The sequence below is a fragment of the Streptomyces sp. NH27 genome, assembly GCF_056859195.1.
This window is the reverse complement of record NZ_JACEGK010000059.1, coordinates 1-21,760: the sequence shown is the minus strand read 5'-3', so window position 1 is coordinate 21,760 and position 21,760 is coordinate 1. Positions and strand designations below refer to the sequence as shown.

The following is a 21,760-nucleotide window of genomic DNA, read 5'->3' as shown; positions in this document are numbered from 1 at the left end:
CTCGGGGGCCGCACGCGGGCACCGCTCCGCCGCCGCAGCGACCGCCACATGGCCCGCACGATGTGCGTCATGCCCTCCACGGGAGCGCACCCACGCCCAGGGCGGGCGCGCTCCCGTGCAGCCCCGGGGTTCAGCCGGCGTTGTCCACCGCGTCGAGCATGCGGGCCCGCGCGGCCACCAGGTGGGCTCGCATCGCCGCCTCGGCCTCGGCACTGTTGTGGTCCGCGATCGCCGCGACGACCCGCTGATGCTCCGCGTATGTCGAGGGAAGTCCGTCGTGCCGCAGGTAGATCGCGCGAAAGAGGCTCGACTTGACGAACAGGCGGCGGAGCGTGTCGGCGACGAAGCCGTTGTTCCCCAGGTCGGCGAGCCGGCTGTGCAACTGCTCGTCGGCCGTGCGCAGCACACCGGCACTGAGGTTGACTGCGCTCTCGGGTGATCCGGTCTCCAACCGCTCGTGCAGGAAGGAGATGTCGGCGGTTTCGGCCGCAAGTGCCGCCTTCGCGGCGAACACGGGCTCCACGAGGATGCGGAACTCGTAGAACTCCTCGATGGTCCTTCGGCCCGGCATGTGCGCGGCGGTGAAGCCCTTGTACGCCTCCTTGACCACGAGTCCGTCCGATTCCAGGCGCCCGAGCGCCTGGCGGATGGGCGTGTTGGAGATGCCGAGTTCCTCCGCCAACTTGTCGATCTTCATCCGCTCCCCGGGGGGGATCCGGCCGGACTCCAGCCAGGACTTGAGGATGCCGTAGACCTCGTCGGCCAGTATCTGGCGGTTGGCCAGCAGCGGACCGTCGGCGTCAGCCGTAGTCATGTACTCCCACCCCTCGTCGGTGAACCTGAGAAGAATTTTGCCCTTGAAAGGCTGTTGACAGCCAGCTTAAGTACATAGAGCATTTGACATCGTACATGATGCCTAGTGCTGGAGCGCAAAATGAGACACACCGCAGTGTCCGCCCGTCGCAGCCTCACCGCCGCCGCCATCGCCCTGACCGCCGGCATGCTGTTCACTGGTTGCTCCTCGGGCGAGAACACTGCCGGCCGCTCCAGCGCCGGGAAGGCGATCACCAGCGACTCCAACGCCACGCTGCTGGTCTGGACGGACGCCACCCGCCAACCGGGCTTCCAGCAGTTCCATCAGACGCACCCCGGCGTCAAGATGAAGATCCAGACGTTCGATCCGCTGACCCTGCTGACCAAGCTCCAGCTGTTCAACCGCACCGGCAAGGGCTGGCCGGACTTGGTCTTCGTCAGCAACCCGGACCTGATAGCCAACCTCGCGAGCACCCAGCTCCATTTCGCCCAACCGCTCGACTCGCTGATCCCGTCCACGGTGCAGACGGGCTTCGGCTCCACCAACGACTCATGCAAGATCGACGGGAAGCTGTACTGCCTGCGCAACGACATCGGCCAGACCGTCCTCTGGTACAACAAGAAGCTGCTCACCCAGTTCGGCTACTCCGTGCCGACGACCTGGGCCCAGTACGAGGACCTCGGTGCCAAGGTCGCCAAGGAGCACCCCGGCTACGTCGTCGGTGACGCGGGCGACCAGACCAGCTACTACGACTACTTCGCCGGCAGCGGCTGCCCGATCCAGGACGTGACCGGCCCGAACGCGGTCCACATCGACCTCACCGACACCAAGTGCACGCGGGTCGCGTCGATGCTCGACACCATGCTGGCCAACAAGTCGGTCTCCAAGGCATCGATGTTCTCCCCCGACCTGAACAAGCTGGGGCAGGCCCGGAAGGTGCTCATGATGCCGGGCGCCTCCTGGTTCGGTGACTTCGTGTTCAAGCCGGCCGCCAGCTTCAACACCCCCAAGGGTGAGATCGCCGCCGCCGCGTACCCCGCGTGGGCCGGCGAGACCACCAACTACTCCGGCGGCTACGGCGGCGGCCTGTACGTGGTTTCGCAGCACTCGAAGAACATGAAGGGCGCAGCGCAGATCGCCCAGTGGATGGGCACGGACACCGCGTACCAGAAGTCCGCCCCCACCTACCCGGCCTACGCCCCCGCCGCGCAGGCGTGGGCGAAGCGACTGAGCACCGACCCCTTCTACGCGACCGACCCGTTCCCGGTGCTGCAGCAGCAAGCTTCCAAGATCATCCCGACCCAGCACCCGACGAGCTTCGACGTCCAGGCGGCCTTCACCTCGGTGGTGACCCCGGCTGTCCAGTCCGGCAAGACCATCACCTCGGTGCTCCCGAAGCTGCAGAGCGAGCTGGTGAACCTCGCCAAGGCGGCCGGCTATGTCGTCAAGTAGAAGCAAGGCGCCGGTCACCGCCGCGCCGCACGGTCGCGCGGCAACGGACTCGGCTGCCGCGACGACGCTCGGCCCGGGTCCCGGGCCGAGCGCGGGTTCCCGGCTCCCCGCCGCCGCGCCGCGCAGGCGCAGGCGGGCCCCTGGGCAGGCGTTCGGCTGGCTGTGCGTCACCCCGTACCTGGTTCTCCTCGCCCTGTTCGGCATCGGCCCGCTCACCTACGCCTGCTACGCCTCGATCGCGAACCCGGGTGGCACCCAGCCCTCCGGCTTCACCGGGTACTCCCGGGCGTTCTCGGACTTCCGCTTCCTGCCCGCGGTCACCGACGTCGCCGAGTTCATGGCGCTCTACGTGCCGATCATGGTGGTCGGTGTGATCGTGCTCGCCCTGGCCGTCCAGGAGGTCCGCCCGCGCACGGGTGCCGCGATGCGGCTGTTGTACGTCATGCCCGGCGCCGTCGTCGGTTCCGCGAGCGTGCTCCTGTGGTACGTGATGCTGGAGCCGACGCTCAGCCCCTTCGGCTCCCAGCTGCGGGCGATGGGCTTCACGACGGGCGCGGAGGTCTTCCAGAGCTCGCACCTGATCTGGATCTTCGCGCTGATGGCGTTCGTCACCGGCTTCGGCCAGTGGGTGGTCATCATCTTCGGCGCGCTCCAGGGCGTCCCGGCGGACCAGATCGAGGCGGCCAAGCTCGACGGCTGCACCTGGTGGCAGACGGCCCGGCACGTGAAGCTTCCCGCGATCTCCAAGTACGTCCTGTACATGGTGATCATGACCTTCACCGCGGGCCTGCAGATCTTCATCGAGCCGCAACTGCTGTACGGCCTGGAGAACGTCGGCTCCCAGTGGTGGTCCCTCAACCAGCTCGGCCTCTACTACGCCTTCAACAACGGTGACTTCGCCGCGGCGAGTGCACTCTCACTGCTGCTCCTGGTCATCTGCGCCGCGGCTGCCGGCCTGCTCATCTTCAAGGCCAGGTTCTTCGACACGGAGGTGTCCTGATGGCCTTCCCCATCACCGCGCGCGCGGCCCGGCGCCTGTGGTCCGCCCCGCGCCTCATCCTGTTGGGCGTCCTGGCACTGCTCTGCCTGATCCCGATTCTGTGGCTGGTCCTGGCGCCGTCCAAGACCGAGGCACAGATCGACAACGGCAGCCCCCTGTCATTCGGCTCGCTCGGCGGCTACCGCACCGCCTGGCGGCACCTGACCGCCTACGACAACGGCGTCCTCTACCACTGGATCCTCAACACCGCGGAGTACTCGCTGGGGGCGATGGTGCTCGGCGTCGTCACAGCCCTGCTCGCCGGCTACGCCCTGGCGGCCACTCAGATCGCCGGCCGCCGCATCATCCTGGTCGCGACCCTCATGGCGATGATCGTCCCCACGGCGGCTCTGGTCCTGCCGCTGTTCATGGAGATCAACGCCTTCCAGCTGACCAACACGGCCGTCTCGGTGATCCTCCCCGCCAGCCTCTTCCCGTTCGGGGTCTACCTGTCGTTCATCCACTTCAGCACCCGGCTCCCCCGCGAGGTGCTGGAGGCGGCGCGGATCGACGGGTGCTCGGAGGCGGCGCTGTTCACCCGGATCGCCCTTCCCCTGGCCAAACCCCTTATCGCGCTGCTGGGTTACTTCGCCTTCGTCGGGAACTGGAACAACTACTTCCTGCCGTTCGTGATGCTCAGCACCGAGGACAAGTACAACCTCCAGGTCGGGCTCGGTGCCCTGATATCCGGCACTCCCGCGCTCAACCCCAGCCTGGGCGGCAGCCAACTGCCGATCCACCGCCCGGAGGTGGCCGTGGCCGGCCTGGTGACCACCATTCCCGTGGTCCTCGTCTTCCTCTTCTCCCAACGATTCCTCGTCAAGGGCATGCTCGACGGGGCCCTCAAAAGCTGAATGAGAGCCGAACAGTGAAGATCACATCGGTCGACGTCGTCCTGCACCAGCAGCCCGCCGTCTCCCCCACCTTCCGCTGGCGCAACGGGCTGCCCGGGTCCGAGCCCGCCCTCACCGGCGGGTGGCTGGCCATCGGTACCGACGAAGGCTGGACCGGATACGCCCACTCCCCGCGCGGCGCGATCCTCGCCGACATCGTCGACCGCCGCCTGCGCGGCGAACTCCTCGGCGCCGACCCGCTCGCCCGCGAGTGGCTGTGGCACCGCATGTGGGAGCTCGACCGGATCGAGGAGATACCCCTCTACCTGTTGGGCGTTGCCGACATCGCCCTGTGGGACATCGCCGGAAAGTCCGTCGGGCTCCCGGTGCACCGTCTCCTCGGGAACTTCCGGAGCTCCATCCCCGCCTACGCCTCCACCGCGACCTTCTCGTCCGTCGAGGAGTACCTCGAGGTCGCCGACCAGTGCCTCGAACTGGGCTATCCGGCGATCAAGTTGCACGCGTGGGGCGACGTCCGACGTGACATGGAGCTGTGCGCCAAGCTGCGTGAGCACGTGGGCCCCGACGTTCCGCTGATGTACGACGGGTCTGCCGGCTTCGACCTGCTCGACGCCGTCCGCCTCGGACATGTCCTGTCCGAGCACGACTACCTCTGGTACGAGGAGCCGATGCGCGAGTTCAGCATCACCGCCTACCAACGCCTGGCCGAGAAGGTCGAGGTCCCCCTGCTCGTCGCCGAGACCAGCGACGGCGCGCACATGAACACCGCCGACTTCATCGCCAGCGGCTGCGCCACCGCGGTGCGCACCAGTTCCGGGCTGCGCGGCGGCATCACCGGCGCACTGCGGACCGCCCACCTGGCCGACTCCTATCTCATGCGCGCCGAGGTCCACGGCGGCGGCCCCGTCAACACGCACCTGTGCATGGCGATCTCGAACACCACGTACTACGAGTCCTTCATCCCGGCCAACCCGGTCCAGCGGGACGCCGCCGTGGACGCCGCGGGACTCGTCCGCGCGGGCACCACCCCCGGTATCGGCTACGAGGCCGAATGGGAGAGCACCGGCGTCCCCGCCGGGCTGGAGCGCTTCAACCGCTGATCCGCCGATCCGCAGCCCGCTGCTCCCGGTGGTACGGGAGCGGGCTGCGGCCCGAACCGGACCGGCTGCGCGACCGGCCGCGCGGTGCGGCACCTGCGACAGATGTACGAACCTGGGAGGCCCGCCTCCCGCCTGACGAGAGGCAGCCTGTTGTCCACCGACACCACCCCCGACCTTCCCCTACGTGCACTCGTCACCGGCAGCGCATCGGGGATCGGCCTGGCCACCGCCCAGTTGCCGGCCGAACGCGGCGCCCAGGTGGCCGTCCTCGACCTCGCCCCCGACTCGGTCGGCGCGCCGCTCGCGGGAATCACCGCGGACGTCGGCGACGACGCCTCGGTCCGCGCGCTCAACTCCCGCCGGCCGACCGGGCGTCTGGCGAGCGCCGAGGAGGTCGCGGCCTCCGTCGTCCACCTGGCCTCGCCGGCCGCCGCCGGCGTCACCGGCACGGCACTGGCCGTGGACGACGGCATGGCCGGGCTGCGGCTGCGGCCGGTCGGGCGGTGAGGAACATGTCCATGCAGCACACCCGGCTCGGCCGTGGCACCGCCGCCGTCACCCGGTTGTCCTTCGGGGCCGCCGCCCTCGGCAACCTCTTCACGCCGGTGACGGACGAGGCCGCGGCGGCAACTGTCGCGGCGGCCTGGGAGGGCGGCATCCGGTCCTTCGACACGGCCCCCCACTACGGCCTCGGACTGTCCGAACGAAGGCTCGGCGCCTTCCTGCGCAACCGTCCCCGGGACGAGTACACCGTGGCCAGCAAGGTCGGCCGGTGCCTCGACCCCGTCGCGTACGACGGCGGCGACGACCTCGCCAACGGCTACGCCGTCCCGGCCACCCACCGCCGGCGCTGGGACTTCACCGCCGACGGCGTACGGCGCAGCCTGGAGGCCAGCCTGGAGCGGCTCGGCCTGGACCGGATCGACATCGTCCATCTGCACGACCCCGACGAGCACTTCGCCGAGGCCATCGACCAGGCATACCCCGCCTTGGAGCGGCTGCGCGCCGAGGGCGTGGTCGGCGCGATCGGCGTCGGCATGAACCAGTCCGAGATGCTGACCCGGTTCGTCCGCGACAGCGACATCGACGCGGTGCTGCTGGCCGGCCGCTACACCCTCCTCGACCAGGGCGCGGCGGCAGATCTGCTGCCCGAGGCCGCCCGCCGCGGCGTGTCGGTCATCGTCGGAGGCGTGTTCAACTCCGGCCTGCTGGCCGATCCGCAACCGGGGGCCACCTTCGACTACGTCGCCGCACCGGATCGGCTGGTCGACCGAGCGCTGCGGATGCAGAGCGTCTGCGGGCGGCACGGCGTACCGCTGCGCGCGGCGGCAGTCCGCTTCGCCCTCGCCCCGCCACCCGTGGCGAGCGTACTGATCGGAGCCCGCTCCGCCGAGGAGGTCGCCGACGCGGTCCGACTCCTCGACCTGGACATCCCGGACGAGCTGTGGCGGGAACTCCGCACCGATGGCCTGCTGCCCGACCACCTGCCCCTCCCGGCCGGGTTCACCGGTGACGACCTGGGGAGTTAGACGGACCGGCTCCCGCTCGGCCGGCGTCCGGGTCGAGATCCCGACGGTCCCGACGGAGTCCAGGCGCAGCCGCCGGCCGCCGGGCGGGCACCGCTACACGGGGCTGCCGGGCTGGTCATGGCGGGGTAGGGCACCCAGCCGTCGGTGGGTACGACCGTGCGGAACACAGCCCGCCATCCGCTCCCGCCGGCGCTGGTTGACCGGGTCGTCGGTGAGCGCGGCCATGGCGCGACGGTCACGTCGCACGTACGTAGCACCGAGCGAAACCCGTCTCCGCACGGCCGTTGACACGGGCCGACCCGAGCCCCAAGCATGAACCGAAAATCGTACATGAGACTGGAGATTTCGTGTTTGGATCCAAGGTCTTGAGAGGGCTCGCCGCTGCGGCCGCGGCCCTGGTCATCGGCGCCGTGTCGCTGCCGACGACGGCCGACGCCGCCGTCAGCGTCCGGCTCCACGTCTCGCCGACCGGCTCCGGGACGGCCTGTTCCACCAGCCAGGCATGCACCATCACCCAGGCGCAGCAGCGTGTCCGCCAGCTCGCCCCGAGCATGACCGGCAACATCGTCGTCGAGCTCGAAGGGGGTACGTACCCCCTGGCCCAGACGCTCACCTTCGGCGCCGCCGACTCCGGCCAGAACGGGTACGACGTCGTCTGGCAGGCCGAACCGGGGCAGCGCGTCGTACTCAGCGGCGGCACCACCCTGACCCAGGGCGCGGCGTTCACCGGCGGCACGGCGAACTGGACCCGGGCCGCGGGCACCGACATCTGGTCCACCCCGGTGCCCGCCGGTCTGGACACGCGCCAGATCTACGTCAACGGCCGGCGGGCCGACGTCGCCAGTCAACCTGCCGGCTCCGTCTTCGGGACGATGACCAACACCGCGTCAGGCTTCACGTTCACCGGCACCCTGCCCGCGGGCAGCACCGACAACTGGGACCGGTCCGACGTCGTGTACTCCACCGCAGGGCAGACCTACCACTGGCAGCATGCCCTCTGCCCGGTCACGTCGATCTCCGGCGGGGCCGTCACCGAGCAGAACCCCTGCTACACAAACGCGAACGGCAACGCCGCGCGCGGGCCCGTCGTGTCGGTGCCGACCGCGGTCGAGAACGACTACGCCCTGCTGGGCACCCCCGGGCAGTTCTACCTCGACACCGCGGCACACGAGATCTCCTACGTTCCGCGCACCGGCGAGGACATGACCACCGCCTCGGTCGTGGCCGCCAGGCTGCAAAAGCTCGTGGACATCGCCGGCACCAGCACCAGCCCGGTGACCCATCTGGCCTTCACCGGCCTGTCCTTCGAGTACGGCACCCTGCTGCTCGGCAGCCAGGGCGTCGTCGACCAGCAGGCCGACATGGTCCGCACCGCCGATCCGGACGTGGACGCCCCGCTGGCCGCGAACGTCGCCTGCCTGGCGTGCCGGAACGTCTCCTTCACCGGCGACACCTTCGCGCACCTGGGCGGAAGCGCCCTGGGCTTCGACGGCGGCGGCAGTGACAACACCATCGAGGGCAACGTCGTGACCGACGTCTCCGGCAACGGCATCGAGATCGGCGGTCCCGGGAGCTACGATCCGACGAAGGTCAACCAGACCGACTACAACACGCCACCGGCCACCCTCGAATCCGGCTACACGATCGACAACAACGAGGTCTACGACGTCGCCAACGAGTTCCTCGGCGGCATCGGCATCGCCGCGGCCTGGGTGACCGGGACGACGATCGCGCACAACGAGGTCTGGGACACCCCGTACACCGGCATCAGCCTCGGCTGGGGCTGGGGATTCCAGACCTCGGCCGTGATGTCGGCCAACCACGTCGACGACAACTACGTCCACGACGTGATGACCTCGTCACTGGTCGACGGCGGAGCGATCTACCTCAACGGCCTCCAGGCCGCGGCCGGCTCCACCCTGACCGGCAACCACATCGCCCAGGACTCCCAGAACTTCGCCGGGCTCTACCTCGACAACGGGTCCAGCAACTGGACCGTGAGCGACAACGTCGTCGACGGCTACGTCATTCACTGGGTGTTCGTGCAGGGCGGGGCGCCGAGCGCCAACGACAACACGGTCACCGACAACTACGTCGACGCCGCCTCCGGAGCCAGCTACGGCAACGGCAACGCGTCGAACACCGTGAACAACAACACCACCGGGCTGACGAGTTGGCCGGCCGCGGCGCAGACGACCATCGCCGACGCCGGTCTGGACAGTGCGCACAGCGGGCTGAGCGGCAGCGGCCGGAGCAACCTCGCCTACCGGACGCCGGCGACCGCCTCCAGCTCATGGTCCAGCGGCTTCGGGCCGTCCAACGCCAACAGCGAGGTGGTGGGACCGCCCTGGGCCTCGGCCGCCGGCGACACCCAGGCGTGGTGGCAGACGGACCTCGGCGCGCAGCACACCCTGTCGGACGTCCAGATCCTGTTCCGCCAGGACGGCTACGACTACACGACGGAACGCCAGGGCTTCCAGGTCCTCGTGTCGAACACCTCGGCGGCGACGCCCAGCGTCGGCAACGGCTACACCCTGGCGTGCGACCAGCCCGCCACACCACTGCCCTACCAGGCCCGGATCGACTGCCGGCCGCCGAGCGGGACCTGGCGCTACGTCGCCGTCGTGAAGACCGACGGTCAACCACTCGTCCTCGGCCAGGTCCGGGTGTTCGGCGCGCAGTCCGGCGCCACGGTCGGCGCCAACACGTAGCACCACACGACCACCGTCGGGCGACTCGTTCAGGCACGCCGTCACCGGTACCGGCTGGCCCGTCCACGCCACCCCACCCCACCGTCACCGGCGCCGCACTCGCACATCGAGTGCGGCGCCCCACCGGTCGGCACGCCACCGGTTGGTCGCCCCGAACCACCCGAAACCGTGAGGAAAAAAGTTCCATGAGTACCATCGTCGCCGCTGCCGCCTACCTGGCCGACATCGAAGTCGAGACGCTGCGCACGGACGCCGTCCAGGCGTTCGTCAAGCAGGAGACCATCTTCGTCGACCTGACGACGGACGACGGCAACTCCGGCACCGGCTACTCCTACACGATCGGCACCGGCGGCGCGTCCGTCCTCGCGATGCTGAACGAGCACCTGCTCCCCCGGCTGACCGGCGCCGACGCCGCGCTGGTCGAACAGGTCTGGTTCGACCTGTTCGCCTCGACCAGAGCCACCACCGTCGGCGCGATCACCTCCCTGGCCCTGGCCGCGGTCGACACCGCCTTGTGGGATCTGCGCTGCAAGCGGGCGGGAGAGCCGCTGTGGCGCCTCGCCGGCGGATTCCGCCGGCAGGTCCCGCTGTATGACACCGAGGGCGGGTGGCTGCACCTGCCCACCGACGAACTGGTCAACGGCGCCCTGGCCTCGCAGGCCGCGGGATGGCCCGGGGTGAAGCTGAAGGTGGGCAAGCCCCGGGTCGAGCAGGATGTCGAACGGCTGCGGGCGGTCCGTGACGCGGTCGGCGACGGCCTGGACATCATGGTCGACGCCAACCAGTCGATGACACACGCGGAGGCACGCCGCCGAGCCGCGGCCTTCGAGCCGCTCGGCCTCGCCTGGTTCGAGGAGCCCCTGCCGGCCGACGACGTCCAAGGGCACGCCGTACTCGCCCGCTCCACCTCCATCCCGATCGCGGTCGGCGAGTCCCTCTACTCGGCAGGCCAGTTCCGCGACTACCTTGCGCGCGGCGCGGCGTCCATCGTCCAGGTGGACGTCGCCCGAATCGGCGGGATCACCCCCTGGCTGAAGGTCGCGCATCTCGCGGAGACGTTCAACGTGCACGTCTGCCCGCACTTCCTGATGGAACTGCACGTCAGTCTGGTGGCCGCCATCCCCAACGGCCGCTATGTCGAGCACATCCCGCAGTTGCGGGCCGTCACCCGCAGCCAGATGCGCGTCGAGGACGGACAGGCGATCGCGCCGGACACCCCTGGTCTGGGCATCGACTGGAACCCCGACGCCATCGACGACCGCCGAACAGCATGACGACCGGCCGGCGAACAGACACCCCTACGGTCCTCGGCCGGACGGCCACCGCACACCCGAACGCGGCGGTTCCGACCTCGTCCTCCTTCTCGCGTCCCGGAGCGGCACTGCCCGCGCCCGGACCGGCTCGATCAACGACTACAGCATCCAGTACCTCGACACCGACAGCGTCTGGCGGACCGCCTACACCAACAGCTACCCGGGCCCCGCCCAGACGGACACGTTCCCCACGATCACGACAACCCAGCTGCGACTCACGATCAGCAACAGCAGCGGATCCTTCGCCGTGAACGAATTCGGGACCTACGACGACACGCGGCGCTAGCGCAGCGCGTCCTTCATACGGTCCAGCCCTCCGGCGAGATGCTCGCGCATCGCGGCCGCGGCCGCCGCCGGGTCTCCGGCGGCGATCGCGGCCGCGATCGCCCGATGCTCCGCCCATGCCTGCTCGCCGACGCCGTGGCGGCCGTACACGGTGAAGCGGCGCATCCGCGTCAGGATCTGGGCCAAGTTGTCGACGACGACGCCGTTTCTCGCCAGGCGGGCGATGCCGCCGTGGAAGTCGACGTCCCGCTGTGACAGCTCCTCGCCGGCCGGGGCGATGGTGACCAACCGCGTGATCTCGTCGGCGTCGCAGAGTGATTCCAGTTCGGCGAGGACGACGGTGTCAGGGTGCCGAGCCGCTCGGGCGGCGGTGGGCGGCTCGATGAGCAGCCGGTAGTCGTAGAGCTCTGCGATCGTGCGCGAATCGAGCAGTTGGGAGGCGGCGAATCCCCGGTAGGGCTCCTTGGTCACCAGGCCGTCGACCTCCAGCCGGGTGAGGGCCTGCCGGACCGGGGTGTTCGAAACATGCAGCTCGCGGGCGAGCCGGTCGAGGTTGAGCCGGGAGCCTGGGGCTATGCGACGGGACAAGAGACCCTCTCTGAGGATCTCGTAGACATCGTCGGCCAGCACACTGCGCTGGGGACGGCGCAACTGTGGCCGACCTCCAGCCGCCGGAATATCAGATCCGATCACATCGGACATATCAACTCCTCGGCAGACGCGATGATTTCCATTCCGGGCCGGATCGTGTACGGCGCAGGCCGAACCTTGACTCGGGTGACGACAACTCGGAGGGTAACGAAATCACGTACGAAGTTTCCAGCAGGTCAGGAGCACGTGAACGTGACCACCCCCTCGGAAGATAGCCATGCTCCGGCCGGCCGGACGTCATCTTCGACTCGCTGCCCAGCGACATCGCATCGCCGTCGGGCCCGCTGTTCACCTACGCGCAGCCCCTGAGCAGAGGGCCGACCCGGCCGACTCTGTGACGCAGCAACCACCAGCATCCGCAAGCGCCTTGGAGCAGCCTTCATGGAGATTACCTCCGTCGACGTGCAACCCGTCGACGGCCCCGCGGTGATGCCGACCTTCCGCCTGCGTCGCGGACTACCGGGCTCGGCCGGACCCCGCACCGGCACCACGGCGATTCCACGCCCTACGAAGAGGAGTTGAACGGCATGAAGAGGTTCTCATCGGTGATCCGTCTGCGTCCGGAGAAGGAAGCGGAGTACCGCGCCCTGCACGCGGCGGCCTGGCCTGGCGTGCTCGACGCGCTGCGCCGTGCCCACGTGGGCAACTACTCGATCTTTCTTCGTGACGGCCTGTTGTTCAGCTACCTCGAATACCACGGCGACGACTACGAGTCCGACATGGCGGCCATCGCCGAGGACGAGACCAACCGCCGCTGGTGGAAGCTCACCGACCCCTGCCAGCAACCGGTCGACTCGGCGGCCGAGGGCCAGTGGTGGGCACCGGCCGAAGAGGTCTTCCGTCTCGACTGAAGGGACGAGTAACGCGCGTCCTGGCGCGAAGTCAGGCGACACCGGCAGACAGCCCTCACGACCGGCATGATCACCACGATGGGAACACCATGAACTCGACTCCTTCGAGCGGCGTCAAAGAGATCCTCATGCTTCACCACAGCCACCTCGATATCGGCTACAGCCACCCGCAGCCGATCGTGTGGGAAATCCAGGGCGAGCACATCGACCAGGCGATCGACTGGCTGGAGCGGACGGCCGATCTCCCGGAGGGCGTGCGACCGAAGTGGACGTGCGAAGCCACGGAGCCGGTGCGGCGCTGGCTGGCAGGCGCGTCCGCCTCGAAGCGCAACCGCTTCGTGAAGCTCTGCAAGGAAGGCCGCATCGGCCTGGCCGCCTTGCGCTGGCACACCGCCGCGCTCATCGACCGGCCGGCGCTGCAGCGGCTGGTCGACGGGAAGAACGAGCTGGAGCAACTGGTCGGCGCCCCGATCCGGGTGGCGTGCCAGCACGACGTCAACGGCGTGCCGTGGCCGATGGCCGACGTGCTTCTCGACGCGGGTGTGGACCTGTTCGTCATGGCCATCAACATCCACTTCGGCCGACCTGTCGCGCCGAGGCCCGGCATGTTCCTGTGGGAGGCGCCGTCCGGCCGCTCGATCCGGGTCTTCAACGGGCATCACTACACGATGTTCGACCAGAACATGCAGACCTGGCATGACTCCGTCGATCGGATGGCCGACGGCTGGGGCGCGCTCGCCCGACACCTGGACGCCATCGAGTACAACCTGGACTTCGTCTATCTGACGAGCACTTGCGCACCGGTCCTGTGGGACAACACTCCGCCCAACCCGTTCACCCCGGAACTCGTGCAGCGCTGGAACGCCGCCGAGGCCGGCCCGCCCGTCCGGTACGTGACCTTCGACGACCTGCGGGAGCGGGCCCTGGCCGTCCCCGAGGCCGAACTGCCGACGCTGCGGGGCGACTGGACCGACTACTGGAGCTTCGGCTACGGCAGCACCCCGATCGCCACGGCACTCAACCAGCAGGCCAAGCCGCTGATGGCAGCCGCCGAGGCACTCACCGTCGGCCGCGAGCACAGCACGCTGCAACGCGCCCGGGACAACGTCGACACGTTCGACGAGCACACCTGGGGCTACTACCTCACTCAGCCGGACCACCCGCAGGCTCGGACGACCGAACTGCTGAAGCAGGCGCACGCTCACGAGGGTCACGAACTCGCCGCGTTCGCGGTGATGGACGGACTGGAACGGCTTGCCCGGAACCCGGTCGCGGACACCGGCATCAAGGGCGTCCTGATCTGCAACCCGTCCCCGTATCCGGTGACGGTCCAGCCGCGACTGCCCGCCGCCTGGTTCGGCCAGACCGGCTCGCCGGTGGAACGCACCTACCGCACCGGCAGGCTGTTCTACGACTACCAGTCCTGGCGCCGCGACTACCCAGGAGCAGACCCCGTCGCCTTCGGTCCGCTCGAACTGGAACCCTTCTCCTGGCGCAGCGTCCCGCTGGCCGAACTGCCCGCCCCGGCACCGACCCCGCTCGTCTCGCACACCATCGAGACCAGGCACCTCAAACGTCGCGAACTGAACGTCCTGTCCGCGACAAGCCACCTGCGCGAGATCGGCTGCCTGGAGTCGCCGTTCCACATCCTTCGCTACGAGGTGGCGAGCGGGCGCATCGTCTCCCTGGTCGACCGCCGCCAGGACCGCGAACTGCTGGCCCCCGGAAAGGGCCTGGACTTCTTCGCCTTCGTCAGGGAGCGCCCCGACGCGTTGATCGACGGCAGCCGCTACTCCATCTACACGTCGGACCTGGAAGAGGAGAAGTTCGACAACGCCGGCTGGCAGGACTGGGCACCGATCCGCGAGCGGGCGACCCGTGTGACCGAATGTTCCGTCCAGGTCTCCGCCGGGCGGGTGACCCTGGAGCGTACGGTCCAGGCACCGGGCATGACCCACCTGATACAGCGGATCACGCTGCTCGAACACGACCCGGTCATCCATCTGGAGGCGGAGTTCGAGGTGGCGCAGGAGACCTCGCCGCAGGGGTTCTACCTCGTCTTCCCGCTCGCGATGAGGGCCGGCTGGGAGGCGATGTTCGACACCGCCGGCCAGCACGTGCGCCTGGACGAGGAACAGTTGCCCGGCGCCTGCCGGAACTGGGTGACCGCGGAGTCCATGGGCGCGATCTGGAACGAGGAGGGCGCCGTCGCCCTCTTCACGCCGGACGCGCCGATGATCCAGTTCGGCGACTTCCACTTCGGGCCGCCACTCGACGCCGTTCCGCGAGACGACGACCCGCTGCTGCTCGCGTGGCCGGTCAACAACTACTGGGAGACCAATTTCCCGCAGTCCCAGCCCGGACACACCCTGCTGCGGTACGGATTCCTGTCGATGCCCGAGATGGACGAGGACGCGATCCGGCGCCACGCGGCGGGCATGCGCCTGGCGCCCTTGCTCTGGCCGATCACCCAGGGCGGTCGTGACGCCGGTGAAGGGGTTCTTGCGACCTGATCCGGCAGGACCCGCGTCTGATCGAGGTCGGCGGGAGCGAACCGCGGATCTGACGGACTGTCAGGTGTGCACGCGTGACCGACCCGCGGCCGCGGCCGTCTGATCGTCCCTCGTTCCCTGGTCCGCACCACCGCGACGGCGGTGGTGCGGACCTCTGTGGAACGCAGGGCGGCTCGGTGGCCGGCTACCCCTGTGCGACGTTGTGGTCGTAGTACGCCTCGACCTCCTGAACGGACGGGCCGGGCGCACTGTCGGTGATGTTGAGCCGGATCTGGGTCGTGGTCACGGTCGAGAAGCGCTCCTGCGCGACGAGTCCGCCATAGGAGTCGGTGACGGCGGTGGTCCATGCCGTGCCGTTCCAGTAGTCGACCGTGAAGGTGTTGATGTGCGCGGTGCCCCACTGGGCCTCGCGCAGGACGACCCGATTCAGCGTCGTCGCCTGCGGGAACGTGATCGTGAGCGAGGCAGACGTGGTGCCGGTGGGTGTGGCCCACCGCGTCGCGGCCGATCCGTCGATCGCGTTGCGCGCGGCGTAGCCACTGCTGTAGGTACTGCTCGCGACCGCCGTCGCGCCGAGGGCGAGATTCGTGGTCGATGAGGCGTCGTGGAGGTAGGCGTACGCGGGCTCGAGTCCGGCGGCATCGATCACCGTCTGCGCGGCGGTGGGCCAAGCGCTTCCGACGACGGTGTCGTTGTTGGAGGAGTCGTAGGTGTTGATGCCGGAGCAGCAGGACTTGTTGGTCGTGTTGGCCCAGTTCCCGGTGATGACGTTGTTCTCGGCGGGCGGGTTGGTGAGACTGCCGTGTCCGCCGCCCTCGTTGACGAGCAGCCAACTGGCGACGCGGTCGACGACGTTGTTGCTCACGGTGTAGTGCTGAGTCCCGTTGTCGAGGTAGATCCCGCGCTGGCTACCGTCGTCGGGTGAGCTCGCGTAGTAGTTCGACTGCTCGATCGAGTTCGGCTGGCTGCCGAGGGTGTAGACCGCCCCGCCGTCCTGTCCCGCGATCATGTAGTGGTGAACGTAGTTGCCCACGATCTGGTTGTTGGCGGCGATGGTCGGGGTGGTCTCCGGGTTGGTCTGGTAGTCGCCGATGCCGCCGTTGTCCAGGTATCCCCAGCCCCAGCCGAGTGAGATGCCGTCGTAGGGCACGTTCGCGATCTCGTTGTGCAGGAGCTTCAGGGTGTCGGTGAAGCCGCCGAAGACACCGACACCGCTGAGGAACTCGGTGGCGACGTCGTGTACGTAGTTGTCCTGAACGGTGATGTCGTGGATGCGGTCCGCGAAGTTCGTCGGCCTCTGGTCCTGGTGGGTGATGTCGCCGATCTGGATGCCGGTCGCCGACACGTCGGATATCCGATTCCCGATCAGGGAGATGTTGTTCGAACTCTTCTCGACGTTGATTCCCGCGCTACCGAGTCTGGTGAAGGCGTCCTGCTGAAACACCACATTCGTGGCATACGCGATATCCACGGCCGCAGGGGTCTTCGTCAGGCCCGAATAGTTGTACGGTGACGCACCGGCACCGGTCTCGGTGAAGTCGGCCTGCTGCTCGACGAAGCCGTCCGCCGTGTTCGGGAAGAGCCACGTCGCGTCGGCGAAGGTGAGCCCGGAGAACTGCAGGTTCTGCACCCGCGCGGCGGCGTCCGTGCCGGCCACGGTGAGGACCTGCTGGATCGCCGGCACCGTGACCTGCACCGCGCCCGACCCGGTGAGTGCCTCTCCGTTGCGCGGCATGTAGTACAGCGCCGGCGTCCCGTCGCCGGCGACGGCGCCCGTCTTGTCGAGATACCACTGGCCGGGCTGGTTCAGAAGCTCGAACGCGTTCTCGATGTAGTTGATCGTGTTGTTCGCGATCCCAGGGTTGTTATGGGCGTTGTTCCAGCAGGGCTGCGCCATCGTGATCGTGTTCCCGCTGACGGATGCGACCGGGCATCTGGTCTCGATGTACGACTGGTGATACACGAACTCGATGCTGCTCGGGTTCTTCCAGTTGGCGAGTGATGCCGCGTCCGTGGTGGTGTAGCCGGTGCTCGTCATGGTGAATCCGGCGGGGAAGTAGCCGCCACGGGCCCGGATCGCACGCCGGTTGTTCACGTAGATCTGGCGGGTGTCGGTGACACCCGCAGGCACGGCCGCCTTCCAGATGCCGCTCGCGCCGACCTGGGTCCAACCGGTCACGGGCCGGGCCCCGCTGAAGACCGGGTTGGCCCCGGGTGCCGCTCGCCAGATGACGTGGTGGCCGTTCTGTCCGGAGTCGGCCGCTCCGAAGTTCAACGGCGCGGTCAGCGGGTAGGTCCCGTCCTCCAGGTCTACGGCGATGTCTCCGGTTGCCGTCGAGGTCCGGCTCCTGACCTGGGTCTGGGCTGTCGCCACGGAGCAGGGCGCGGCCGACGAGCAGGCGCTTCCGCTGCCCGTCGGCGAGGCGTACAGGTCGGTTGCACCGGCCGCGCGGGCCGGGCCGGCACATGCAAGGCAGATCGCGACAAGGACGCCGGTCATGAGCGATCTCATGGCGAGGGTTGGCGAACGCAAGGGAACCTCCGAGTTTCGGCCGTATCGATTCGGAACTCTCGACGCCGCCGACCTCGGGGTCAATGAAGGCAGATGAAAGAACACGATCTCGAAGAATTCGGCTTTGATCAGACGGTCCAGGACGGCCCCACGGCCGTTTCACGAGCGCAGCGTGGCGGTTGAGCTGCTACCGCCGTCGAGGATCCGGATGGTCGGGTAGCAGGTGAGGACGGTGCCGGTTGGCCGTTCCCCCCACATCGCCGAGACGCGAGCGGCGGGGCCACGCGCTGCCGCCGGCTCAGCTCACCGCCTCCTGTTCGGATTGATACCCATAGTGCGCAAGGGCGGTGGGGACGACAACGCGCTGCGGCCGCGTCCTGTCCTCGTGGTGAGCGATGCGGTCGATGAGCAGGCGTGCGGCCTGCTTGCCCACTTCGGCGGCGTCGTAGGAGACGACGGACAGCGGCATACCGACCATGTCGGCGAGTTCGAAGTCGTCGAATCCGGCGAGCGCTGTGTCCGGCCGCGCACGGGTGATCGCGCGAACCGCGCCGATGGTGTTGCGGTTGTTGGCTGCGAACAGTGCGCTCGGGGCGGCCGGCAGGCGAAGGATTTCCCCGGCGGCTTGCTCGGCGGCGCTGATGTCGCGCAGGCTGAAGCGCATGCTCTGCTCGTCGAGGTCGAGGCCGGCCTCGGCCAGCGCCGTGCAGAATCCACGGAAGCGCTCGGCGCTGGTCCAGAGGTTGGGGTGCTGGCCCAGGAAGCCGATACGGCGGTGGCCCGCTCCGATCAGCAGGTCCGTCGCAGTCCGGGCCCCGCCGAAGTCGTCGACCAGGACACAGTCCAGCTCAGCCCCCGACGGCGGGCGGGCGGCCAGCACCACCGGGGTTCCGTCGAGACGTTCGGACCGCAGATGGGAGTGGTCGCTGCCGGCAGGCACCACGATCATGCCGGAGACCCGGCGGGCGACAAGGCTGTCGACCAGTTCCTTCTCGCGCCGTACGTCTTCTCCGGTGTTGCCCAGCACCAGTGTCATGCCCTGTTCGGCGGCCAACGCCTCCACTCCGAGGGCCAGTTGCGAGTAGAAGGGGTTGGCCAGGTTGGTGACGACCAGCCCGAGCAGATCGCTGCTCTGGCCGTTGCGGAGGCTGCGGGCCACTTCGTTGCGGCGGTAGCCGAGCGCCTCGACCGAGGCCAGGACCTTGGCACGCGTCGTCGGGGAGACCCGGTCGTCGTCGTGCAGCGTCCGGGAGACCGTCATCGGGCTCACCCCGGCGTGCTTGGCGACATCGGTCATCGTCGGTGGAGTCGTTCGCGCCCGCCCTGGCATCTGCTTCCTCATTCGTCTGCGGCCTCGTCAGGCCATCCCCCGCAGTCACGCGGGTTCCCCCTGCGTCGAGGGCCGGGAACCAGGAGGCGCTGACGCCCATCGGTCCGACCTTGGAGCGCGGGCTCAGCGCACCAGCGCCTTCACGACGCGCACCGGCACGGTCCCGAGCCGGTACAGAGTGTACGGGCCCACGGCCGCCGGGATGGTCAGCGTCTCCGCGTAGGCCAGGGCATGGCGGTGGCCGTAGGCGGTCTCCACCATCACCCCGTCCCCCTCCACGACGTTGATCACGTGGAAGCGGCCGTCGGTGTCGTCGTGGGCCGGGTCCTCGGTTTCCAGGACCATGCGGCGTACGTCGAAGAACATCTCCGGCAGGCTCCCGATGACCTCCTCGCGCCAGCCGCTCCCCTGCCGCATCGTGCGCGGCTGTTGGACCAGGTCCTGGGCGACCTGCGGGCCGGACCGGGAGGTGTCGAGGTTCTTGAACGCGTGCTCGACGTGCACCGGCCGCTGCGTGCCGTCCTTGCCACGCCGAAGCCAGTCGTAGAACCGCAGGCTGTACAGGTAGGGGGTGGCGGAAACCTCCAGTACGACGTTGCCCTCGCCGCTGCCGTGCGGAGTGCCGGCGGGTATCAGGAACAACTGGTGCGGGTCGGCCGGGAAGCTCTGCACGTGGTCGTCCATGGAGAAGGGGCGGCCGTGGTGGTGGGCGCGGTGGGCGTCGCGTTCGAACGTGTCGATGTCGGCGTCGGCCCGCAGTCCCAGGTAGATCCGGCGCTCGGGCCGGGTGACCATCACGTAGTAGGTCTCGTGCTGGGTGTAGGGCCAGCCGAAGACCTCCTTCATGTAGTCGGACTGGGGATGGCAGTGCACGGACAGGGCGCCGCCGCCGAGCGTGTCCAGGTAGTCGAAGCGGATCGGGAACGAGGTGCCGAAGACCTCGTGCACCTGTTCGCCCATGACCCGCTCGGGGTGCTGGGCGACCAGCATCTGGAAGGGGACCTCGAGCGGCTGGTCGCCGCGCTCGCCGAGGAGGATGCCGCTTTCGGGGGCGATCAGTTCGTAGCCCAGGGCCGAGTTGGGCCGGTCCTGGTTGTGGCCGAGCGTCTGCTGCCCCCAGTTCCCGCCCCAGGGAGTCGAGTTGAAGGTGGGCCGGGTGCGGAAGGGCCGCACGGACAGAGCGGACAGCGTGCTCCGCAAAGCGGTCCCGTCCAGCCAGCGCGGCCGGTCGGGCACCTGGATGTCGATCCACAGATCGATGTCGCCCGCGATCGCGTCGCGGTGCCGGTCCAGGACCGGCCAGTCGACGTAGAACAGCCGACGCGTCGTCCCCGGGCCCCGGTCTGCGGGTTGGGCCAGGTTCAGGCCCTGCCCCGCGGTGATCGCAGCCTCGGCGTACCGCTTGGGCAGGTCCGCGTACCAGAGCACATCGTGCTCCACGAGGGCGGCTCCTGGGCCGAAGACGACCAGCACCGACCCCGGCCGCGCGCTCGACACGGGCAGTTCGTCGAAGTAGTCGGCCATCGACCGGGTTTCCAAGGCGGCGAAGTCGGGGTCCTCGGCGAGGGCGCCGCATGCGGTGGCGGCAAGGACCTTCTCCCACGGAGCGAACCGCGCGCGCATGTCCAGCCGGCTCGCCTTCCTGCCCAGCGCGACGAGTGCCCGGAACAGGTCCGACATCATGTGGTCCCATTCGGCGACGGCGGGGCCGTCCACGGCCAGGACGATGCCGCCGGGCGGCAGGGTCGCCGCTGCCGCGTTCCACCCCGTTCCGAGGTCCCCGCTCACCGGCGGATAGCAAGGCTCTGCGTCGTAGCCGTAAGAGTCAGAGTTCTGCACTGCGTGGTCCTCCTGAAACGATCCCCGAAATGGTATCGCTACCATATCTCGCGAAGACCAGAAGGCGCATGTCGGCCAGGGAGTTGCCGTCGCGACGCAGAGGGCGGACGAAGCCCAGCCGCACCGTTCGACGTCATTCGTCGCCATACAGGGCGCCTCTCGCGGCCCGTGTGACGCGGGCGTTACCAAAGTGTTGCCACCGGAGTCTGGGGCCGCTCTGATGGTAGCGATAGCATCTCGCTCCGTACACCGGAAGGCGGCTCAAGCCGGAACAACTCCATGAACGTGCCTGTGCTGGGTGCGGAGAGGACACGCCGCGTGCCAAGTCGTACGCCGGAAACGGCACCTCCGTCAGATCGCGGGTCCGCAACGCCCCCGGGCCGGCGGATCCACCTCCCGTCGCCGTCCGATACGCGCGCCGGTGGTATCGAAACCGTCCACCCGCACCTGGCGCTCGGCTCCTGATCCCCGCGGTGCTCGACAACGGCCTCGTCATCATCAACGTCCCGCTGTCCCGCCGTTCCGGCAGGCGGTCGCCATCGGCGCGATCCTCATCGTCGCGGTCGCCGTGGACGACCTCGAACGCGGTCGGCAGATCCGCGGGTCCTTGACCGGTCGGCCTCATCCGCCGTCGGCAACTCCCGCCCCTCGCAGCCCAGTCCAACCGAACCACGGAGACCCGTCATGTCACGCAAGAAGACCGGTGCCGCGCTGGTCGCCACGGCCACCGCAGCCGTGCTGGCCCTGTCCGCCTGCTCGTCGTCGAAGCCCGCCAGTTCCCCCGGCGCGGGTTCGAAGGGCAAGCACCACACGATCGCGTTCATTCCGGGGTGTACCTGTGATCCGTATTACTCGACGGAGACCGCGGGGTTCAAGGCGGCCGCGAAGGCCGCGGGTATGACCGCGATCGTCCAGGGATCGGCGGACTTCCAGGCGTCCGAGCAGATCCCGGTGCTCCAGGCCGTCG

Annotated in this window: 15 protein-coding genes and 1 pseudogene; 11 read left to right on the top strand and 5 right to left on the bottom strand. The window is 68.8% G+C overall.

Annotated elements, in window-relative coordinates:
- Nucleotides 1-130: 130 nt before the first annotated feature.
- Complete coding sequence (locus AC13HU_RS07775) at nt 131-814, bottom strand: GntR family transcriptional regulator (RefSeq protein WP_483041014.1); 684 nt, start codon at nt 812-814, stop codon at nt 131-133.
- Between the two features lie 120 nt (nt 815-934).
- On the opposite strand from AC13HU_RS07775, the gene AC13HU_RS07770 reads away from it, so the two are divergent.
- From AC13HU_RS07770 to AC13HU_RS07735, 8 genes are all read left to right on the top strand, one after another.
- Complete coding sequence (locus tag AC13HU_RS07770) at nt 935-2,266, top strand: ABC transporter substrate-binding protein (RefSeq protein WP_483041013.1); 1,332 nt, start codon at nt 935-937, stop codon at nt 2,264-2,266.
- Nucleotides 2,253-3,266, top strand: a complete 1,014-nt coding sequence (locus AC13HU_RS07765; protein WP_483041012.1) for a carbohydrate ABC transporter permease — start codon at nt 2,253-2,255, stop codon at nt 3,264-3,266. Before AC13HU_RS07770 ends, AC13HU_RS07765 begins: the two co-directional genes overlap by 14 nt.
- Nucleotides 3,266-4,159, top strand: coding sequence for a carbohydrate ABC transporter permease (locus AC13HU_RS07760; RefSeq protein ID WP_483041011.1), 894 nt, complete (start codon nt 3,266-3,268; stop codon nt 4,157-4,159). Before AC13HU_RS07765 ends, AC13HU_RS07760 begins: the two co-directional genes overlap by 1 nt.
- A 14-nt stretch (nt 4,160-4,173) precedes the next feature.
- A complete protein-coding gene (locus AC13HU_RS07755; protein ID WP_483041010.1) occupies nt 4,174-5,259 on the top strand; it encodes an enolase C-terminal domain-like protein in 1,086 nt (361 codons plus the stop codon).
- A gap of 102 nt (nt 5,260-5,361) precedes the next feature.
- Entirely contained in the window at nt 5,362-5,766 is a 405-nt protein-coding gene (locus AC13HU_RS07750) for an SDR family oxidoreductase (RefSeq protein WP_483041009.1), read from the top strand.
- Between the two features lie 11 nt (nt 5,767-5,777).
- Nucleotides 5,778-6,788 carry an aldo/keto reductase gene (locus AC13HU_RS07745; protein WP_483041015.1) on the top strand — a complete coding sequence of 337 codons (1,011 nt, stop codon included), beginning with the start codon at nt 5,778-5,780 and terminating at the stop codon, nt 6,786-6,788.
- 347 nt (nt 6,789-7,135) lie between these two features.
- Nucleotides 7,136-9,499 carry a right-handed parallel beta-helix repeat-containing protein gene (locus tag AC13HU_RS07740; protein WP_483041008.1) on the top strand — a complete coding sequence of 788 codons (2,364 nt, stop codon included), beginning with the start codon at nt 7,136-7,138 and terminating at the stop codon, nt 9,497-9,499.
- 185 nt (nt 9,500-9,684) lie between these two features.
- A complete protein-coding gene (locus AC13HU_RS07735) occupies nt 9,685-10,773 on the top strand; it encodes a mandelate racemase/muconate lactonizing enzyme family protein (RefSeq protein ID WP_483041007.1) in 1,089 nt (362 codons plus the stop codon).
- Between the two features lie 321 nt (nt 10,774-11,094).
- On the opposite strand, the gene AC13HU_RS07730 is transcribed toward AC13HU_RS07735, so the two are convergent.
- Complete coding sequence (locus AC13HU_RS07730) at nt 11,095-11,799, bottom strand: GntR family transcriptional regulator (protein WP_483041006.1); 705 nt, start codon at nt 11,797-11,799, stop codon at nt 11,095-11,097.
- Nucleotides 11,800-12,275: 476 nt separating this feature from the next.
- Here AC13HU_RS07730 and AC13HU_RS07725 point away from each other — a divergent pair, with 476 nt between their 5' ends.
- Together AC13HU_RS07725 and AC13HU_RS07720 are read left to right on the top strand one after the other, a co-directional pair.
- A complete protein-coding gene (locus tag AC13HU_RS07725) occupies nt 12,276-12,599 on the top strand; it encodes an L-rhamnose mutarotase (protein ID WP_483041005.1) in 324 nt (107 codons plus the stop codon).
- Nucleotides 12,600-12,688: 89 nt separating this feature from the next.
- Nucleotides 12,689-15,112 carry a glycoside hydrolase family 38 N-terminal domain-containing protein gene (locus AC13HU_RS07720; RefSeq protein ID WP_483041004.1) on the top strand — a complete coding sequence of 808 codons (2,424 nt, stop codon included), beginning with the start codon at nt 12,689-12,691 and terminating at the stop codon, nt 15,110-15,112.
- Nucleotides 15,113-15,296: 184 nt separating this feature from the next.
- Here AC13HU_RS07720 and AC13HU_RS07715 read toward each other — a convergent pair whose 3' ends face one another.
- The 3 genes from AC13HU_RS07715 to AC13HU_RS07705 all read right to left on the bottom strand — a co-directional run bounded on the left by AC13HU_RS07715 (nt 15,297) and on the right by AC13HU_RS07705 (nt 20,838).
- Nucleotides 15,297-17,612, bottom strand: coding sequence for a discoidin domain-containing protein (locus AC13HU_RS07715; RefSeq protein ID WP_483041003.1), 2,316 nt, complete (start codon nt 17,610-17,612; stop codon nt 15,297-15,299).
- 310 nt (nt 17,613-17,922) lie between these two features.
- The gene (locus AC13HU_RS07710) at nt 17,923-18,921 is read right to left on the bottom strand and encodes a LacI family DNA-binding transcriptional regulator (protein WP_483041002.1); all 999 of its coding nucleotides are present in this window, start codon (nt 18,919-18,921) and stop codon (nt 17,923-17,925) included.
- 156 nt (nt 18,922-19,077) lie between these two features.
- Nucleotides 19,078-20,838, bottom strand: coding sequence for a class I mannose-6-phosphate isomerase (locus AC13HU_RS07705; RefSeq protein WP_483041001.1), 1,761 nt, complete (start codon nt 20,836-20,838; stop codon nt 19,078-19,080).
- A gap of 639 nt (nt 20,839-21,477) precedes the next feature.
- On the opposite strand from AC13HU_RS07705, the pseudogene AC13HU_RS07700 reads away from it, so the two are divergent.
- A pseudogene (locus AC13HU_RS07700) lies at nt 21,478-21,760 on the top strand (substrate-binding domain-containing protein); the annotation flags it as partial.

What these genes read in the sequence shown, in the direction of transcription:
- AC13HU_RS07775 (WP_483041014.1), bottom strand. Translation starts at nt 814, where the DNA reads ATGACTACGGCTGACGCCGACGGTCCGCTGCTGGCCAACCGCCAGATA.
- AC13HU_RS07770 (WP_483041013.1), top strand. Translation starts at nt 935, where the DNA reads ATGAGACACACCGCAGTGTCCGCCCGTCGCAGCCTCACCGCCGCCGCC.
- AC13HU_RS07765 (WP_483041012.1), top strand. Translation starts at nt 2,253, where the DNA reads ATGTCGTCAAGTAGAAGCAAGGCGCCGGTCACCGCCGCGCCGCACGGT.
- AC13HU_RS07760 (WP_483041011.1), top strand. Translation starts at nt 3,266, where the DNA reads ATGGCCTTCCCCATCACCGCGCGCGCGGCCCGGCGCCTGTGGTCCGCC.
- AC13HU_RS07750 (WP_483041009.1), top strand. Translation starts at nt 5,362, where the DNA reads ATGTACGAACCTGGGAGGCCCGCCTCCCGCCTGACGAGAGGCAGCCTG.
- AC13HU_RS07745 (WP_483041015.1), top strand. Translation starts at nt 5,778, where the DNA reads ATGCAGCACACCCGGCTCGGCCGTGGCACCGCCGCCGTCACCCGGTTG.
- AC13HU_RS07735 (WP_483041007.1), top strand. Translation starts at nt 9,685, where the DNA reads ATGAGTACCATCGTCGCCGCTGCCGCCTACCTGGCCGACATCGAAGTC.
- AC13HU_RS07730 (WP_483041006.1), bottom strand. Translation starts at nt 11,799, where the DNA reads ATGTCCGATGTGATCGGATCTGATATTCCGGCGGCTGGAGGTCGGCCA.
- AC13HU_RS07725 (WP_483041005.1), top strand. Translation starts at nt 12,276, where the DNA reads ATGAAGAGGTTCTCATCGGTGATCCGTCTGCGTCCGGAGAAGGAAGCG.
- AC13HU_RS07720 (WP_483041004.1), top strand. Translation starts at nt 12,689, where the DNA reads ATGAACTCGACTCCTTCGAGCGGCGTCAAAGAGATCCTCATGCTTCAC.
- AC13HU_RS07715 (WP_483041003.1), bottom strand. Translation starts at nt 17,612, where the DNA reads ATGACCGGCGTCCTTGTCGCGATCTGCCTTGCATGTGCCGGCCCGGCC.
- AC13HU_RS07710 (WP_483041002.1), bottom strand. Translation starts at nt 18,921, where the DNA reads ATGACCGATGTCGCCAAGCACGCCGGGGTGAGCCCGATGACGGTCTCC.
- AC13HU_RS07705 (WP_483041001.1), bottom strand. Translation starts at nt 20,838, where the DNA reads ATGGTAGCGATACCATTTCGGGGATCGTTTCAGGAGGACCACGCAGTG.